At 41.8% G+C, this 17761-nt stretch carries 16 protein-coding genes; 11 read left to right on the forward strand and 5 right to left on the reverse strand.

The genetic code is table 11. The annotated features are described in order from the left end of the window. Window positions 1-65: 65 nt before the first annotated feature. The 7 genes from glnK to F3J02_RS13880 all read left to right on the forward strand — a co-directional run bounded on the left by glnK (window position 66) and on the right by F3J02_RS13880 (window position 6928). Window positions 66-404: a P-II family nitrogen regulator gene (gene glnK / locus F3J02_RS13850; RefSeq protein WP_004656379.1), complete on the forward strand. Its 339-nt coding sequence runs from the start codon at window positions 66-68 to the stop codon at window positions 402-404. Window positions 405-472: 68 nt separating this feature from the next. Then, window positions 473-1879: an ammonium transporter gene (locus F3J02_RS13855; protein WP_167250176.1), complete on the forward strand. Its 1407-nt coding sequence runs from the start codon at window positions 473-475 to the stop codon at window positions 1877-1879. A gap of 127 nt (window positions 1880-2006) precedes the next feature. Next, on the forward strand, window positions 2007-2471 hold the full coding sequence (gene nrdR, locus F3J02_RS13860; protein ID WP_167250178.1) for a transcriptional regulator NrdR: 465 nt from the start codon (window positions 2007-2009) through the stop codon (window positions 2469-2471). Between the two features lie 12 nt (window positions 2472-2483). Beyond that, on the forward strand, window positions 2484-3584 hold the full coding sequence (gene ribD, locus F3J02_RS13865) for a bifunctional diaminohydroxyphosphoribosylaminopyrimidine deaminase/5-amino-6-(5-phosphoribosylamino)uracil reductase RibD (protein ID WP_167250180.1): 1101 nt from the start codon (window positions 2484-2486) through the stop codon (window positions 3582-3584). Next, complete coding sequence (locus F3J02_RS13870; RefSeq protein ID WP_167250182.1) at window positions 3581-4873, forward strand: DNA adenine methylase; 1293 nt, start codon at window positions 3581-3583, stop codon at window positions 4871-4873. The genes ribD and F3J02_RS13870 overlap by 4 nt, the downstream gene beginning before the upstream one ends. Before the next feature lie 397 nt (window positions 4874-5270). Beyond that, on the forward strand, window positions 5271-6113 hold the full coding sequence (locus tag F3J02_RS13875) for an MIP/aquaporin family protein (RefSeq protein WP_167250184.1): 843 nt from the start codon (window positions 5271-5273) through the stop codon (window positions 6111-6113). Between the two features lie 155 nt (window positions 6114-6268). Further along, window positions 6269-6928 carry a riboflavin synthase gene (locus F3J02_RS13880; protein WP_004656373.1) on the forward strand — a complete coding sequence of 220 codons (660 nt, stop codon included), beginning with the start codon at window positions 6269-6271 and terminating at the stop codon, window positions 6926-6928. Window positions 6929-6972: 44 nt separating this feature from the next. On the opposite strand, the gene F3J02_RS13885 is transcribed toward F3J02_RS13880, so the two are convergent. From F3J02_RS13885 to F3J02_RS13895, 3 genes are read right to left on the reverse strand one after another with little or no spacing between them, the layout of a single operon-like run. Then, window positions 6973-7599 (reverse strand): hypothetical protein, encoded by a 627-nt coding sequence (locus tag F3J02_RS13885; protein WP_167250186.1) that lies wholly within the window; start codon window positions 7597-7599, stop codon window positions 6973-6975. Window positions 7600-7634: 35 nt separating this feature from the next. Next, a complete protein-coding gene (locus tag F3J02_RS13890; RefSeq protein ID WP_167250188.1) occupies window positions 7635-8051 on the reverse strand; it encodes a DNA polymerase III subunit chi in 417 nt (138 codons plus the stop codon). Between the two features lie 6 nt (window positions 8052-8057). Beyond that, a complete protein-coding gene (locus F3J02_RS13895; RefSeq protein WP_167250190.1) occupies window positions 8058-9506 on the reverse strand; it encodes a leucyl aminopeptidase in 1449 nt (482 codons plus the stop codon). A 154-nt stretch (window positions 9507-9660) separates the two neighbouring features. Between F3J02_RS13895 and lptF the strand changes: the two genes are divergently transcribed. The 4 genes from lptF to F3J02_RS13915 all read left to right on the forward strand — a co-directional run bounded on the left by lptF (window position 9661) and on the right by F3J02_RS13915 (window position 14678). Next, window positions 9661-10761: an LPS export ABC transporter permease LptF gene (lptF, locus tag F3J02_RS13900; protein WP_167250192.1), complete on the forward strand. Its 1101-nt coding sequence runs from the start codon at window positions 9661-9663 to the stop codon at window positions 10759-10761. Beyond that, window positions 10761-11831, forward strand: a complete 1071-nt coding sequence (gene lptG / locus F3J02_RS13905; RefSeq protein ID WP_167250194.1) for an LPS export ABC transporter permease LptG — start codon at window positions 10761-10763, stop codon at window positions 11829-11831. The genes lptF and lptG overlap by 1 nt, the downstream gene beginning before the upstream one ends. A 117-nt stretch (window positions 11832-11948) precedes the next feature. After that, entirely contained in the window at window positions 11949-13493 is a 1545-nt protein-coding gene (gpmI, locus tag F3J02_RS13910) for a 2,3-bisphosphoglycerate-independent phosphoglycerate mutase (RefSeq protein WP_167250196.1), read from the forward strand. Window positions 13494-13502: 9 nt separating this feature from the next. Beyond that, entirely contained in the window at window positions 13503-14678 is a 1176-nt protein-coding gene (locus tag F3J02_RS13915) for a S41 family peptidase (protein WP_167250198.1), read from the forward strand. A 41-nt stretch (window positions 14679-14719) separates the two neighbouring features. On the opposite strand, the gene F3J02_RS13920 is transcribed toward F3J02_RS13915, so the two are convergent. Further along, window positions 14720-16156 carry a sigma-54-dependent transcriptional regulator gene (locus F3J02_RS13920; protein ID WP_167250200.1) on the reverse strand — a complete coding sequence of 479 codons (1437 nt, stop codon included), beginning with the start codon at window positions 16154-16156 and terminating at the stop codon, window positions 14720-14722. Between the two features lie 22 nt (window positions 16157-16178). Continuing rightward, window positions 16179-17744: a sensor histidine kinase gene (locus F3J02_RS13925; protein ID WP_167250202.1), complete on the reverse strand. Its 1566-nt coding sequence runs from the start codon at window positions 17742-17744 to the stop codon at window positions 16179-16181. Between the last annotated feature and the right edge of the window lie 17 nt (window positions 17745-17761).

Below are 17761 nucleotides of genomic sequence, written 5' to 3' on the forward strand. Positions count from 1 at the left end.
TAAATATTGGCATGAAAATTGAACATAAAACCTTACTGGTGAAAATAAGCCGAAGGAAAACAAACATGAAGCTTGTAACTGCAATTGTAAAACCATTTAAATTAGATGATGTGCGTGAAGCACTCTCTGAAATTGGTGTTCAAGGGATTACCGTAACTGAAGTCAAAGGTTTCGGACGTCAAAAAGGTCATACTGAATTGTATCGTGGTGCAGAGTATGTCGTTGATTTCTTACCGAAAGTAAAAATTGAAATTGCGATTAGTGATGAAATGGTTGATGCAGTCATTGAATCAATTACTCGTGTCGCAAGCACAGGCAAAATTGGTGATGGAAAAATCTTTGTCACGAATTTAGAGCAAGTGATCCGTATCCGTACGGGTGAGACTGGGCCAGATGCTGTCTAAATTGGCACAAACTTTGCTGAGTTAGAAATTAAGAGAAATAGCTCACAAAATAAGGTTGGGGGACACGAATGAAAAAAATGCTTATGGCGCTCAGTCTATCTGGCGCACTCTTAGGTGGTTCAGCGGTGGTTTGGGCAGAAGATGCTGCATCAACACCAGCGACTGAACAAACTGTAGCCGTAGCGGACACGGGCACTGCAACAACTGAAATTGTTGCAGTTGAAGCGCCTGTTGCTGAAGAAGCTGCGCCAGCTGCTGTGGCGACAGTAGATACAGGTGATACAGCTTGGGTTCTTGTTTCAACAGCACTCGTTCTGTTGATGACTATTCCTGGTTTGGCGCTGTTCTATGGTGGTATGGTCCGTAAGAAAAACGTTCTTAGTACCATGATGTTCAGCCTTTCAGCAGCAATCTTGGTCAGCTTAATCTGGGTGATTGCAGGATACTCCTTAGCTTTCTCTGGTTCAGGTGCTTATGTTGGTGACTTGGGCAAGGCGATGTTGAATGGCGTTGCATTCGATGCCTTAAGTGGAACAATTCCTGAAAGCTTATTTGTTATTTTCCAAATGACGTTTGCGATCATCACGGTTGCGATTATCAGCGGTTCGATTGCAGATCGCATGAAGTATTCAGCGTTCATGGTCTTTATCGCAGTATGGGTAATTTTGGTTTATGCACCAATCACTCACTGGGTATGGGCGGCTGATGGCTGGTTATTCAAAGCGGGTGCATTAGATTTTGCGGGTGGTACCGTTGTCCATATTAACGCAGGTGTTGCAGGTTTAGTTGCAGCTTATATGCTAGGTAAACGTACTGGTTTAGGCCGTGAATCAATGGCTCCACATAACTTAACTTTAACGGTTATTGGTGCAAGCTTGATTTGGGTAGGTTGGTTCGGCTTTAACGGTGGTAGTGCGTTAGGTGCTGGTGCGCGTGCAAGTATGGCGATTCTTGTAACTCAAGTTGCTGCTGCCGCTGCTGCATTCTCTTGGCTAATTGTAGAACGTCTAATTCGTGGTAAAGCATCAGTACTTGGTGGCGCATCAGGTGCAGTTGCTGGTTTGGTTGTGATTACGCCTGCTGCTGGTTTCGTCGGTGTTGGTGGTGCCTTAATCATGGGCTTGATTGGTGGCGTGGTGTGCTTCTGGGGGATTACTGCCCTGAAACGCCTACTTAAAGCGGATGATGCCTTGGATGCATTCGGTTTACACGCAGTAGGTGGTATTGTCGGTGCGATTCTTACAGGGATCTTCTATAGCGATGAAATCATCAAAGCGGCTAATGTTGCACTAGCTCCGACTTTTGCTGGTCAATTATGGGTACAAATTGAAGGTGTATTAGCAACAATCGCATATAGCGCAATTGTAACCTTCATTATCCTGAAAGTGATTGATCTGGTGATTGGTATCCGTGTCAGCGCTGATGATGAGCGTATGGGTCTTGACCTTAGCCAACATGGCGAACGTATCGAATAATTGGCAGAACGTCCAATTTAAAAAAACAGCCTAATCGGGCTGTTTTTTTTATGCCTTTTGGGTGCTAGTTCAGCAAATGAAGAAACTTTGCTACACTTAAGCAAAGTGAGTAAATAATCGCGCAACTATGCATTGTCCATTTTGTAACGCTGCTGATAGTAAAGTCATAGACTCCCGTTTGGCTGCCGAAGGCTGCCAGATTCGTCGTCGTCGTGAGTGTGTTATTTGTGGGGAGCGTTTTACCACCTTTGAAAGTTATGATGTAGTGATGCCACGCGTCATCAAATCGGATGGTAAAAGTGAGCCGTTTGACGAGGAGAAATTGCGTCGTTCCTTAATGCATGCCTTACAAAAACGTCCTGTCACTCAAGAACAAATTGAAACGGTACTCAGTGATATTCAATCGCAGATTCGTCGTCTAGGCGAGCGTGATGTCAAATCCAGAACCATTGGTGAAATTGTGATGCAGGCATTATTTGCATTGGATCATGTCGCCTACGTTAGATTTGCCTCTGTGTATCAGGATTTCCAAGATGTAGAAGCATTTCGCCACCAGATTGAGCAAATGCAACAACGTGAAAATGAAGCTTAAATTCGAGAAATCATGTCTGAGTTAACCCAAGAGCATTTATCCGAACAACAGTACTGGATGCAACAAGCCATTGCTTTGGCTCGGAATGGTCTCTATTCGACCAAACCAAATCCAAATGTGGGTTGTGTGATTGTCAAAGACGGTCAGTTGATTGGGGAAGGCTATCACCCTAAAGCGGGTCAGCCGCATGCGGAAGTTTTTGCCCTGCGCCAAGCGGGTGACAATGCTAAAGGTGCCACTGCGTATGTAACCTTAGAACCGTGTGCACATTATGGTCGAACACCACCTTGTGCTGAAGCTTTGGTTAAAGCTCAAGTGAAGAAAGTCGTAATTGCCTGTTCAGATCCAAATCCACTGGTTGCGGGCAAGGGTGTGAAAATTCTACAAGAGGCGGGTATTGAGGTTGAAACGGGGGTTTGTACGGAAAGTGCAAAAACGCTCAACTTTGGCTTTTTAAAGGCCATGTCAACGGGTTTGCCTTATGTGCGTTTAAAAATTGCATCAAGTCTGGATGGCCGTACCGCGATGGCTTCAGGTGAGTCGAAGTGGATTACTGGCACGGTAGCTCGACAAGATGTACAGCATTGGCGTGCTATTTCAGGTGCGGTGATTACTGGTATTCAAACCGTTTTAGCGGATGATTGTGAGCTGAATGTACGTGCATTGGATGGTATTGAGCTAAGTACCGTGGTGCAGCCGAAGCGTATTGTATTGGATCGCCAAGGACGACTACCGCTTTCAGCAAAGATTTTACAAAATCCAGAAACAGTGATGGTGATGACACCATTTCGTCAAGAACTTGCTGATTTAGGCGTGATACAATTGCCACCGCAAGCTTTAAATCAATTATTGCAGACCTTATCTCAACAATACCAAGTTTATGACGTATTGGTTGAGGCTGGCGCAACCTTATCAACTGCCTTTTTACAGCAAGGTTTGGTTGATGAAATGATAAGTTATGTTGCACCAACTTTACTTGGTCAATCTGCGCGAGCTATGTTCAGTGCTGAATTTAGCAAGATGGCAGAGCAACTTCGTTTTGAGTTGGTTGATGTAACCCAACTTGGGCAAGATATTCGCCTAAGATTGCTCCCTATCCAAGAGATGATATGAATCCAGAACCATCGGTTTATCACAAACGTCGTCATGCCGCGCGTACGACAGACGAATATCTTTTTCATCAGTTAGTGCCTTATCTGGGCAATAAGCGTCGATTGCTTCACCTCATTTTAGAAGCACTTGAGATTACAGGCACACTGAACAGTAAGAAAAAGAATCCACCGATTTTTGCGGATTTCTTTGCGGGGAGTGGCGTTGTCTCGCGTTTGGCGCGCCAGAATGGTTATCGCGTGATTGCCAATGACTGGGAACCGTATAGCCATGCATTGAACCATGCTATTTTAGCCTGTGTGGATGCACCTGCTTTTAAAGAGCTGGGTGGTTATCAAAAAGCGATTGATTATCTAAACCGTTTGCCTGAAGTTAAAGGTTGGGTCACACATAACCTATGTCCACGTAATGACGATGTTTATGATCCTGCCCGTGACCGTTTGTTCTTCAAACGCCGTAATGGCATGCGTATTGATGCGATCCGTCAGCAGATTGCAACATGGCAAGCGCAGGGTGCAATCAATGATGTCGAAATGAGTGCCTTATTAGCTCCTCTCTTATATTCAGCCAGTTTTGTCAGTAATACCAGCGGTGTCTTTAAAAGCTTCCATCAAGGCTGGGGTGGACGTACTCAAACGGCTTTAGAACGAATTGAATCACTGTTATGGCTGACACCAAGCCGCTTCTGTGAGATTGGTGATCCTAAACGTCCTGCTGCTGAAATGTGGTGTGTTGATGCACAACATCTAGCCAATCAAATGAGTGGTTTCGAAGTCGATGTTGCTTATTTGGACCCACCGTATAATCAGCATGCATACAGTAGTAATTATCATGTATTAAATGCGCTGACTTTATGGGATCAGGTGGATTTACCATCGCCAGATACTAAAGGCTTTAAGAGTGGTATCGATCGGGCATGGCGCAAAGAGCGTCCAAGTCCTTATAACTCTTCTAAGTATGCCAAAGAGGCCTATGAAAAGTTATTGGCTACTATTAATGCACGTTATATTTTGACCAGTTATTCGACTGATGGAAATATTGAGCCGAAAGACCTGCTGACCGCCAATTTAAAACGCGGCAAAGTAACTTTGCTGACTCAAGATGTTCCGCGTTATCGGGTGAGCAAGCAGCGTCAATCTGATCGAGCGCGCGTACTTGAGTTTATTGTGATTACGGATACGCATTCAAAATCAGGTCCGCCGTTGCGACAGCTGCTCGGGCAGTTATATCACTTCGCTGAATTGGGTGGAGTTGATACTACGGGGAACAGTACCCAACTCGCACTTTGGTAAGCCGAATCGAACACCACTTTGCACAACAAGGTGGTGTTTTTGTATCCGATTTTGATGTTGTATCGGATAATTAGATGAATAAAATCGGTTTTTGAGATAAATCTATGTTTTTATAGTAAATATCTATCAAATTTTAATGTGTTTATACATGCGAAGTCATGCATTTAAATTAGACGTTATAAATTTATAATTAATAAATAATGATTTAAAACAATTATATACTCTTATTTCTTCTCCTGTTTTTATCATTGTGTTCACTTAATATAAAACTGGAAATAGTTTAACCATTCGTTCAAATTTTTACCAAATGATATTGACCGTATCTGAAAATAACTATAGTTTGCCGAGCTTAATTTAGGGTCTTGCCTATTTGCAGCGATGACCAAGAGAGGTTGTTATGAGTCGCTCGGAACCCACCTTATTGGGGCAATGTGTAGCTGAATTTTTTGCTACCGCAATTTTTTTATCATTTGGTATTGGTGTGGTGGCTGCACTTAAACTTGCTGGGGCGAGTTTAGGTTTGTGGGAAATCAGCATTGTGTGGGGTTTGGCTGTTGCGCTAGCGGTCTATCTATCGGCAGGTATTTCTGGGGCACATCTCAATCCTGCGGTAACGATTGCACTGGCACTCTTTGCAGGCTTCGATAAACGTAAAGTGCCGTTCTATATTATTGCTCAAGTGGCTGGTGCCGCTGTTGGTGCATTGTTGGTTTATAGTCTGTACAGCAATTTATTTGTGGATTATGAGCAGACCCATCACATGGTACGCGGTAGTGTGGAAAGTCTAGAGTTGGCAGGGATTTTCTCGACCTATCCACATCATTTATTGTCGATTGGTCAAGCGTTCATGGTGGAAATGTTTATTACCATGTTGTTGCTTTGGTTGATTATGGCAATTGGTGATGATAGTAATGGCTTGCCACGCGGTGCTTTGGCGCCAATTTTAGTCGGTCTATTGGTTGCTGTGATTGGTGCTTCTTTTGGCCCATTGACTGGTTTTGCCATGAATCCTGCCCGTGATTTCGGCCCAAAAATTGTGGCTTATTTTTCTGGTTGGGGGCCTGTTGCTTTTACAGGTGGTCGTGACATTCCGTACTTCATTGTTCCGATTATTGCACCAATCGTGGGTGCTTGTTTAGGCGTGCTTGGTTATAAGCTGTTCTTTAGTCATTTCTTAGTCAATAGTACAATTGTAGTAAAAGAAGAAGAAATTGCTGAGAAGCAAGTGTCTGAAATGTAATAAAGACCAGATGAATAAAATGAAGGGCAGTCAATTGATTGCCCTTTTTATTTGCCTGTATTTGGACTGTACATGCCTTGTTATATCAAGATCTTTGCTTTAAGGTATCTTCTTTACAGTGGTACATACTGCGATAAAGATAGGTTGAAACTCCCATGTTTACAGGCATTATTGAAAGTTTAGGTAAGGTTGAGAGCCTACAGAGTGTAGGTGGTGACGTTCGTTTGCGTATTCAAACTGATTTGGATATGTCTGATGTACATTTGGGTGATTCGATTGCCACCAACGGGATCTGTCTGACCGTAATTGAATGGGGTGAAAACTGGTATGCGGCTGATGTTTCGCGTGAGAGTTTAAACCGTACCACATTAGGTCAATGGAAAGTTGGTCAAGCCGTCAATGTGGAAAAAGCGATGCTTCCAACCACACGTTTTGGTGGGCATATCGTGAGTGGACATGTCGATGGTTTAGGTGAAATTACCTTAGTACGACATGATGCACGCTCATTGTATTTTGAAGTGACAGCACCTGTTGAATTAGCTAAATATCTGGCAGAAAAAGGCTCGGTGACTGTTGATGGGATTAGCCTGACCATTAACCATCTGCGTGGCAATATCTTAAGCTTGAATTTGATCCCACATACTGCTGAACGTACCAATATCGGTACATGGCAAGTCGGCAGCAAAGTCAATTTGGAAGTGGATGTGCTGGCGCGTTATATCGAGCGTTTATTGTTAGGCGATAAGGCTGCAGAACAGAAAACTGAATCGAATATCAGTATGGCTTTTTTAGCTGAAAACGGTTTTTTAAAATAAAAGATTGAACCTAAAAAAAGCCCAGTTTGAACTGGGCTTTTTTCTTACTTATCTTCTGAAAATTCACTGTTTTTCAGAATATATTCAATTTCATCTTGCGCGAGGGCATGTAGTTTTGCTCTAAACACAGTGACGGCTTGCTCAATTAAACCTTCCGCTTCAAGTTCGAGTCGAACCCGAACGCTTTCCAGTTCAGATAGAATTTGCTGATCATCAATCATCACACTTTGGCCTCGTGAATAATCCACACTTGGCTGTTCAGGGTTACTTTGATAGCGTTCTGTTTGCTGTGCAATTTCCTGATCAATATGACTACGTAAGGCAAGCAGGTTTTCAGTCTGTTGTTCAAATTGACGGGCTTCATCGGCTTGCAATTGCGCTGCATACGCTGCTGCGGCTGCACGCTTCTCTTCTAAAGCCTTTTCCAAAGCCAGTTGTTTACGAATACGTGCTTGTTCAATCAATTCCGCTTTTAAGTCAGCATAGGCTTGATCAATACGTTGTTGAGAAATTTGTTGAGCGTTCTCTTCTTGCTGTGTCCAAGTTTGGATTGGCGTTTGTGGTAATAATAGATCGCAGATACGTGCCAAATCGTCCTGATAAGTCTGGCGTACAGCTTCAGGTGCATTTAACCAACGTTTTTTAAAGTCTTGACCTACATTTAATGCCACAAGACACTCCTCACATGATGTTCTTGGTTGCCGATTTATAATTTAAACGTTCGCGGCTCGATACCTAAACGGCGATACATTTTAAACTTTTCCCGCCCAATTTGTTTCGCGGTTTCATTATTTTCAATAATCTCGATAATGTGGCGAAAATCTTGAGCTTGTTCAAGTGCATGATTGTTAAAATTAAACACGATCCAATCATTGGATGGGGGGAGTTCTGCTGAAATACATACAGGGCTGTTGGGCTGGTCAATACCGTGTGGGATAAAACTGAGTGGATCAAAACTCCAAAGTTTTTCATCCAACTCAGTTTGTAACTCTGAATCTTTACATAACCACCAAATATGGGGGTGTTGATTCAGGATTTTACGGCATAAACGGCAAGCACTTTCGACTTGCCGTTCTGTACTATTTTCAAATAGATAAAAGCTAATTTGCGGGTTCACTGGCATCAAACTCTAGCCATTCGTTTGAGCGCGATTGGCCAAGAATTGCATCAGCAATGGCACTGGACGACCTGTTGCACCTTTGGCTGCACCCGATAACCACGCTGTACCTGCGACATCGAGATGTGCCCAGCGATAATCACGAGTAAAACGTTCAAGGAAACATGCGGCTGTAATTGCACCACCATATGGTCCGCCAATGTTCGCAATATCGGCAAACGGTGAGTCGAGTAATTCTTGATACTCTTCCATCACAGGCATACGCCATACACGGTCAAGTGATTGTTCGCCTGCCTGTTGTAAGTCTTGAGCAAGTTCATCATCTGGTGAGAATAGACCGCTTACGACTTTACCTAGTGCCACAACACAAGCACCAGTCAAAGTTGCAATATCAATCACCAATGCTGGGTTAAAGCGTTTGATGTAGGTGAGGGTATCACACAGGACTAAACGGCCTTCAGCATCGGTATTTAGAATTTCAATGGTCTGACCGCTCATGCTGGTGACAATATCACCCGGACGAGTTGCGCGCCCAGATGGCATATTTTCAGCAGCAGCAATCGCACCAACCACATGAATTGGCAATTGTGCTTCGCATAGTGCTTGAATGGTTCCAAGAACAGAAGCCGCACCACACATATCAAACTTCATTTCGTCCATGCCTAAGCCTGGTTTTAATGAAATACCACCTGTATCAAAAGTCACGCCTTTACCAACCAATACAACAGGAGCTTGTTCAATTTGAGCATTGTATTCAAGTGTGACAATACGACCTGGGCGTTCAGAACCTTTGCTAACCGCAAGGAATGCATACATACCCAGATCAGCCATTTGCTGTTCATCAAGAACGGTCACTTTTAACAAGTCTGGATATTGTGCAGCGAGTGCGAGCGCTTGATCAGCCAGATATTCTGGGAAGCAAATATTTCCAGGACGATTACCTAGGTCACGGGCATAATTTTGTCCAGATTGCACTGCATGAATCAGATTCAATTGGGCATCATCTAATTCAGTTTGGTTAGCGATCAGGTGAATGGTTTCTAAGACAGACTCATTCTTTTTCGATTTAAATTCGTCATAACCATAAGCGGCTTGGGTGAGACTCAAAACAAACAGGGAATGTAAATCGGTCGGCAGTGCTGAAAGATCGACACTAATTTGTTTAAATTTATTTTGTGATGATTTGATAATACTTTGTGCAAGTTTTGCTAATTTTGTCGCTTTCAACTCTGTACTTTTTCCAAGCCCTAATAATTGCGCATTGGCTTGAATCGCAATATTCGCAATTAGGGCTAGGTTTTCATTAAAGCTTGCTTTGAATTGGGTTGCATCGAGTACTTGTTCTAGATGATTGATTTGATAGATGTTTAAGTTCTGTTGTAATTGTTCTGAATCAACCAAAATCCACAAAGATTCGCTAGACGCCTGAGTGGGGAATGCGTTTTGAAGTGTAAATTTCATTGTTTGTATAGAACCTAATGAATGAAAAAGATAGATAAGTCCATTAAACACTTTCAGATATGAGGTTGCAATCAGCAACAAGCGATAGGTTTTATATTTTTAACATTCGGGTAAACTAGCGTTACCTTCAATTGGTCTTTTTGGAAGTATTACTTTGATTATTCGGCGTTATCTCGTCAAACAGGTGGTTTCGACATCTCTCGTAGTCATTGGTTTATTAACCTTGATTATGATGGGCGGGCGTTTAATCAAGTATTTTGGCGTCGCGGCTCAAGGCCGTTTAGATGCAAATATTCTATTTAGCATTATCGGTTACCGCCTACCTGAGTTCTTAACACTGATTCTTCCTTTGGGTTTCTTTATTGCCTTGATGTTGGTGTTTGGGCGTCTGTATGTTGACCATGAAATGGCGGTGTTAAATGGTAGTGGTGTGAGCCGTAACCAATTAGCACGCCTGCTATTACCAATGACGTTGGTATATTTGGTGGTGCAAACCTGTTTAATGATTTGGATGGGTCCATGGGGCTTGCGTGAGTTTGAAAAACTGACCAGTACACAAGCGGTACGAACGGGCTTTGATTTGGTTCGTCCGAAGGAGTTTATTTCCTCAGGTCCTTTTACAATTTATGCAGATTCATTGTCTGAAGATCGTAAGAACTTAAAAGAGATTTTCTTCTATCAAAAATCTAACCAAGAAGATAAACCAGACATCATGATTTTGGCGAAAGAAGCCACTCGTGTTGAAGTTGCTAATGATACGGCAAATGTTGTGGACTTGGTTCAAGGACGCCGTTACGAGATTTATCCAAATCAGCCACGTTATATTCAGGCAGAGTTTCAGTCTTATCGACTACGCTTGGAAAATGATAAAGATGTGAAGTTTGAAAGTGATGATGTAGAAGCTTTATCAATGTCTAAGCTATGGCAGAAACGGGATGACTCAGTAGTGCGTAGTGAGTTAGGTTGGCGGATTTTTGGGCCATTTATTATTATTGTGGCTTTGATGCTTGCTGTCGCATTGTCTGAAGTGAGCCCTCGTCAAGGGCGTTATTATCGCTTGATCCCTGCGATCTTTATTTTTGCTAGCTTAATTGTGGTATTGATCGCGATTAAGACCAGAATCAGTAAAGAAGAGTTGGACATTTGGGCTTATCCAGCTGTAATTTTGGTATATGCCATTGCAGCCGCAATTTTTGCACGTAAACAAAAATTGGGACCTAAAATTAAGAAAAGTATGCAGCGAGTGGGGTTGTAATGCTAGCACGTCGAATAGTCGCCAAACATGTGACAAAAACCACGGTTCTAGCCATGCTAGGAACAACGCTGGTGTTATCTTTTCTGCAAGTATTATTTACTTACCTTGGTGAATTGGGTTCACTGAAACCCAACTATAATGCATGGCAGGCTTTTCTATTTGTGATGTGGGGTGCACCACGTTATTTGTATGAAATCCTGCCTGTTGCTGCATTGATTGGTTCTGTTTTAGGACTAGGGGCGCTTGCTTCGAATAGTGAACTGATTGTGATGCGTTCTGTTGGCATCAGTTTATGGCGAATTGTTGGCTGGGTGATGCGTTCAGCGCTGTTATTAATCGTACTGTCTTTTGTATTGAGTGAATGGGTTATTCCTTATACCAATGAAAAAGCACAAAGTATTAAAAAACAACGTAGTGTAGCGGCTTTGGGTGAAGTCAAAGGCTATTGGTCTCGTGAAGGACAGCGCTTTATTTATATTGATTATGCCAACTCACAAGGCCAGTTACGCAATATTCAAACGATTGATTTTGATCAGGACTATCGTTTGCAGTCTTTTGTAACTGCTGAAAAAGGGCAATTTATTAAAGATGGCGAATGGCAATTGTTTCAATCGCATCAAGTGGATTTACTGGCGCAAGGCAATGCTATTAAAACAGATCATGAGCAGCAATCACTTGGCTTAGCATTACAGCCGAAGTATGTGCATATGGTGACTTTAGATCCTGAAGATTTATCGCCTAGTCAGTTGATTAGCTTTATGCGTTATATGGATGAATATAGTCAGGTTCCGAAGACTTATGAATTGGCTTTCTGGCAGAAAGTGACATCACCATTTTCTTTAATTACCTTGGTGTTGATTGCGTGTTCCTTTATTTTTGGACCATTACGTCAACAGTCAATGGGTTTCCGTTTGGTAATTTCACTGTTCACAGGCTTAGGCTTCTTCTATCTGCAAGATTTTTTGGGCTATGCAAGTTTGGTTTACGCACCTTCACCTGCATGGTTCGTACTTATGCCTGTGGTGTTCATTTTTATGGTTGGTAGTTATTTGTTGTATCGAGCACGATAACTCGCTTTATATGAGGACTCTATCATCAGGATTGATGAAAGCCATCAGTTAGGTCATGGAGAATTTGATTAAATTTCGGTAAAATATGCCGATCAAATGACAAACAGAGAATCCATTATGACGGATGCAAATACTGGCAAAATTCCTCACGTTCTCGTAATTATGGATGGTGTAGGACATCGTGAAGCAGTTGAAGATAATGCTTTTTTAGCGGCAAAAACGCCAAACCTTACTGCGATGAAGGCCAAGCATCCAAATAGTTTAATCTCAGGCTCAGGCGAAGATGTCGGCCTTCCTGATGGTCAAATGGGTAACTCTGAAGTCGGTCATATGAATTTAGGTGCAGGTCGTGTGCTGTACCAAGACTTCACCCGAATTACTAAAGATATCCGCACAGGTGATTTTTTTGAGCATGAAGTTTTAGTTGATGCTGTAGAAAAAGCCAAAGCAGCCAAGGGTGCTGTACACGTGATGGGCTTATTGTCTCAAGGAGGTGTTCATTCACATGAAGACCATATTGTGGCAATGTGCGAGCTTGCATTAAAACGTGGTGCAACGGTATATCTGCATGCCTTTCTTGATGGACGTGATACACCGCCACGTAGTGCAAAGCCTTCATTAGAAAAATTAGATGCTTTATTTGCACAATACCCAAATCAGGGTCGTATCGTTTCGATGATTGGTCGTTACTTTGCAATGGATCGCGATAATCGTTGGAATCGTGTTGAACAAGCTTATCGCTTAATGACAGAAGGTGAGGCGGTACGTGCAGCCAATTCAGCAGTTGAAGGTTTAGAACTTGCTTATGCTGCGAATGAAAATGATGAGTTTGTTCAAGCAACCCGTATCGGTGAAGTTGTCAAAGTTCAAGATGGCGACAGCCTTATTTTTATGAATTTCCGTGCCGATCGTGCGCGTGAAATTACCCGTGCTTTTGTTGAAAAAGATTTTGCTGGATTTGAGCGTAAAGTTGTTCCGAATCTATCGAAATTTGTCATGCTGACACGTTATCAAGCCAGTATTGATGCGCCAGTGGCATATATGCCAGAAGGGCTTAAGAACTCAATTGGTGAATACCTGTCTGGTTTAGGCAAAACTCAATTGCGTATTGCTGAAACTGAGAAGTATGCACACGTGACTTTCTTTTTTAGTGGTGGTCGTGAAGATGAGTATGAAGGTGAAAAACGTATTCTAATTCCATCACCGAATGTAGCAACGTATGACTTAAAGCCAGAGATGAGCGCATATGAAGTGACGGATGAGCTGGTGAATGCAATCAATTCAGGTGAGTTCGATCTTTTAGTCGTGAACTATGCCAATGGTGATATGGTTGGGCATACGGGTGTATTTGATGCTGCGGTTAAAGCAGTTGAAACAGTTGATACCTGTCTAGGTCGTGTCTACGATGCAGTGATGACGAACAAAGGACATATGTTAATTACAGCGGATCATGGTAATGTAGAGCAAATGCAAGACTATGATAGTGGACAGGTTCACACCCAACATACCACTGAATTGGTGCCATTTATCTATGTTGGCCCAACCCAAGCAACGATTGCTGAAGATGGTGTTTTGGCGGATGTCGCGCCAACACTATTGCATTTGATGAACATTCCTGTACCGCCTGAAATGCAAGGCAAAAATTTAATTACTTTAAAATAAGGTGAATCAATGACCCAACACAACAACATCTACCGAGCGTTATGTGCAAGTTTGTTGATGTGTTGGGGACATAGTCTTTCAGCTGCGCCAGTTCCCCATTCTTCAGGATGGTCGAATGATGAAACACAGTCGAGTAATGCTGAAGTTCCAATTGAATCCATTCAACAATTTGTACAGATTTATGGCATTGTTAAAGATAACTATGTCGATAAAAAGTCAGATGATGCGTTATTCCAACAGTCCATTAAAGGTTTGGTCAGTGGTCTAGATCGTTACTCCCGCTATTTATCTGCAGAAGAATATCGTCAACTGATTCAATATACAGAAGGCGATTTAGCATCTGTCGATTTCAATTTAAATTATGATGCGCATTCGAAAACGTGGCAGATCCAAGATCTAAAGTCAGGTTCAGATTCGAGTAAACTCGGTTTACGCAATGGGCAAGTCATTCTAAAAGTGGATAACCAAGAGCTTAAAAGTTTAAATCAGGATCAAGTACAGGGTCTGCTTTACGGTTCGATTGGAAGTACTGTACAAATACAAACAGAGAATAATAGTACGACCATTTTGGTGAGAAATAAGAAAGTCGAGACTGATATTGAACCAGTTTTATTACACAATCAGGTACTGGTACTGAAAATACGTGTTTTTCAGCAAGATACAGCCAATGAAATTAAGCGTTTGATTGAAGAATATAGTTCGACCAAACTTAAGGCTGTGGTGTTCGATTTGCGTAATAATCCAGGTGGCTTACTTTCAGCCTCAGTCGAAGCTGCGGACTTATTTTTAAATCAGGGTTTAATTGTCACGACGAAAAGTCGTTCTGAAGGTGATCAACAATTCCAAGCACTTCCTTCCAATGAATTTCAGAATATGAAATTAGGCATTCTTATTAACCGTCGCTCTGCATCTGCTGCGGAAGTCTTTACTGCGGCATTAAAAGAGCATAAGCGGGCATGGGTGGTAGGCGAAAATAGTTATGGTAAAGGCGTGGTACAAAAGTTATTCCCTTTACCGAGTGGTGCTGCATTGCAAATGACGGTCTCACATTATTACACCCCCAATGGCAATATGATTGAAGGTCAAGGTATTCAGCCAAATCAGACCTATGCATTATCTGCTGAGATGAAAGAAGATAATTATCTCGAACATGTCACCGATTTAGTTTTAAAAAGTCGCTATTAAAAAATAAAGCCCCTTCAGTTGAGGGGCTTTATTTTTAGTGATTATTCATCATCTTCAGTATCTAAACCAAACTTCTTCAAACGATAACGTAGCGAGCGAAAGGTCATACCTAACTTCTTCGCAGCTAAAGTTCGATTCCAATGCGTGAGGTTCAGTGCATTTAGAAGAATTTCTTTTTCAATATTCTCTAAATAACGTTCCAAACCTTCAGGTGGAAGCTTTTTCGAGCTCATCGCTGGGCTGGCAGAATGCGATACGGGCTCTACTTCTTCTGGTGAAGCATTGGTAAATGAAGCAGTTGGGTTTGCCAATGAACTGCGTAAAGGTGCAGTCTGGAGATGTGCCAAGTCAATATTGTCATCATCACTGAGGGTGATTGCACGTTCAATGATATTGCGTAATTCACGCACATTACCTGGAAAATATTGCTGCAATAAGAACTGCTCTGCACGTGAAGACAGTGATTTCGCAGGTAGATCCCATTCTTGACTAATCTTTTGAATAAAATGATTCGCCAATAACAGAATATCTTGCCCACGTTCACGTAAAGGAGGCAGTACAATATCCATGACATGAATACGGAAGAATAAATCTTGTCGGAAACGACCTTGTTGTACCAACAACTCCAAGTCTTGGTGGCTGGCACTAATCACACGGAAATCTACATCGATTTCTTGATCTGAACCGACTGGGCGAATTTTCTTTTCCTGTACAGCACGCAGTAATTTAACCTGCATATTTAAAGGCAGTTCTGCGATTTCATCCAGGAATAAACTACCGCCATGTGCGGAAAGAATGAGACCTTGTTTATCCTGCGTTGCACCAGTGAAGCTGCCTTTTTTATGTCCGAACAGCTCACTTTCCATCAATTCTGTTGGAATCGCACCACAGTTAATGGCAATAAAAGGTCCTTCACTACGGTTACTCAAGCGATGTACCAAATTCGCAACAACTTCTTTACCTGTTCCTGATTCACCGGTAATAAATACAGGCGCCTGAGAACGTGCAATTTTCTTTAAAGCGATGCGTAACTGTTGAATGGGTGCAGAACGTCCAATTAGCAACTTATTTTCTAAAGCCGTTTCAGCAGCTTCTTGTTCTGGCTGTGGACGATTCAATGCTTTTTGAATTAATTGGTCTAAGTGCATTTGGTTGACAGGTTTACTGACAAAGTCAAATGCGCCTGCTTTTAATGCAGCAATGGCAATATCCATATTGCCATAGGCAGTCAACACCGCAATAGGGGTATTGGGATAGTTCTGTGTCACATGTTTGACCAGATCCAGACCATTACCATCAGGAAGGTTTAAATCTGTTAAACAAGCATCATACTGAAACTCAGTAAAGAATTTTTTTGCTTGTTCAACCCGATAGGCGAGATGTGTCTTGATGCCCATACGCGCAAGCGTCATTTGCATTAGAAGACATAAATCTTCTTCGTCATCTACCAGTAAGACGAGTGGTTGTTTTGTTGCCATTTCCCCGAGAAACCTAATTTAATCAATGAATTTTAGAGCATTCAATCCTGAAGCATGCTCCTTGTTGTCGCTCTATATAGGTGAGCTTTGCATGATTGGCCTCACAAAATGTGTGAGACAAATACAATCCTAAACCAGTTCCTTTAATTTCGGTACTAAAAAATGGTTTGAATAGTTGAGAAATATCGCGTTTTGAGACACCCGTCCCAAAATCGATGACATCAATGCAAGTTCGACCATCTTTTTCGTGCACTTCGACTTCAATATAAGGAGCGTCAGTTGCATTATGTCGTAATGCATTTCGAATTAAATTAATCAGCACTTGGCGTAATTGTTTTTCATCAAATAAAATGCTGGTCTGTTCTGTCAGTTGAATTTGAATTTGTTGTTTAGCATCGGTTAGATCTTCATTGAGTAAACTTTCAAAAAAAGAGCTTAGATCAATTTCTTGTGATTCGGTAGGTTTATTCCGTGCCATTGCTAAGGTATCTTGCACGATACTATCAATCCGTTTGGCCTGTTTATTGATCATGCGGGACAGCATTTCTTGTTGATGTGGATCACTGTCTTTAAATAGTTCATTGGCTTGTACAATCGCAGCCAAAGGATTGCGGATTTCATGCGCAATACTGGCAGAAAGTTGACCCAGTGCGGCAAGTTTTAGCTGTTGGACTTGTTGAGTCAGCTTTTGTGCATCTTTTAAGATTAATAAGACCAAGGCATGTTCTGGCACAATCAAATGTTTAACACGAACATTGATCGTATATGGGCTTTGTTGCGATTCAAAACTAAATTCTTCGCCATCTTCTAGATCACTGAATTGGACAAGTTCAAACAGGTCAGGTTGTAATTTAATCAGCGGCGTTTTTTCTAAAGAGACTGGTAAATGGATACCTAATAAGGTATTGGCTGCGGGATTGGTTAAGACAATATGATTGCTTTCATCTAGTACCAAATAACCATCTTCGATCTGTTCTAAGATATAGCGGTTAATATTTTGCAGTTGATGGATTTCAATCGACTGATGAAAAGTTAAAGTTTCTAAAATTTTAAAACGTTGGACTGCGATGCGACCAATAGCATGGACTACAAAAAACAAGAAAGCGAGAAAAATACTATTGCCGAGGTGGTTTAAATTATTAACAGCAAAAAAGTCACCTAAAAAACGCTGGTAAACCACCATAATGACGGCAAATAAAGTAATGATCAGCGACAGGTGAGCATTTAATAAAATCGCAGAAGAAAAAATAATAATGACATAGAGTAAGCTGAGTTGCAGATTTGGGCCACCTGCAGAGAAGGTGATTAAACTCAGACAAATGACATCAATCAGAAAGATAAAAATCAGCTGCTTGGAGATTTGAATTGGAACAAGTTGTAGTAAAAAGAGTTGAAAAATGTTGAATGTGATATAGCAAATTAAAGTGTAAAAATATAAGAAGGGATAAACATAGTTGCTGGAAAGTTGTTCGGCGGTGAGTAAATAAATTAACAACAGGCTAATCGAGATGATCAGCCGATAGCCGCTATACCAAACCCCAAGCCGATAGACCGTTTGTGAAACTGACGACGCAATTTTCCCTAACATAGGCGCTTACTGTTATT

It is taken from the genome of Acinetobacter sp. Tr-809, assembly GCF_011753255.1.
GTDB lineage: Bacteria > Pseudomonadota > Gammaproteobacteria > Pseudomonadales > Moraxellaceae > Acinetobacter.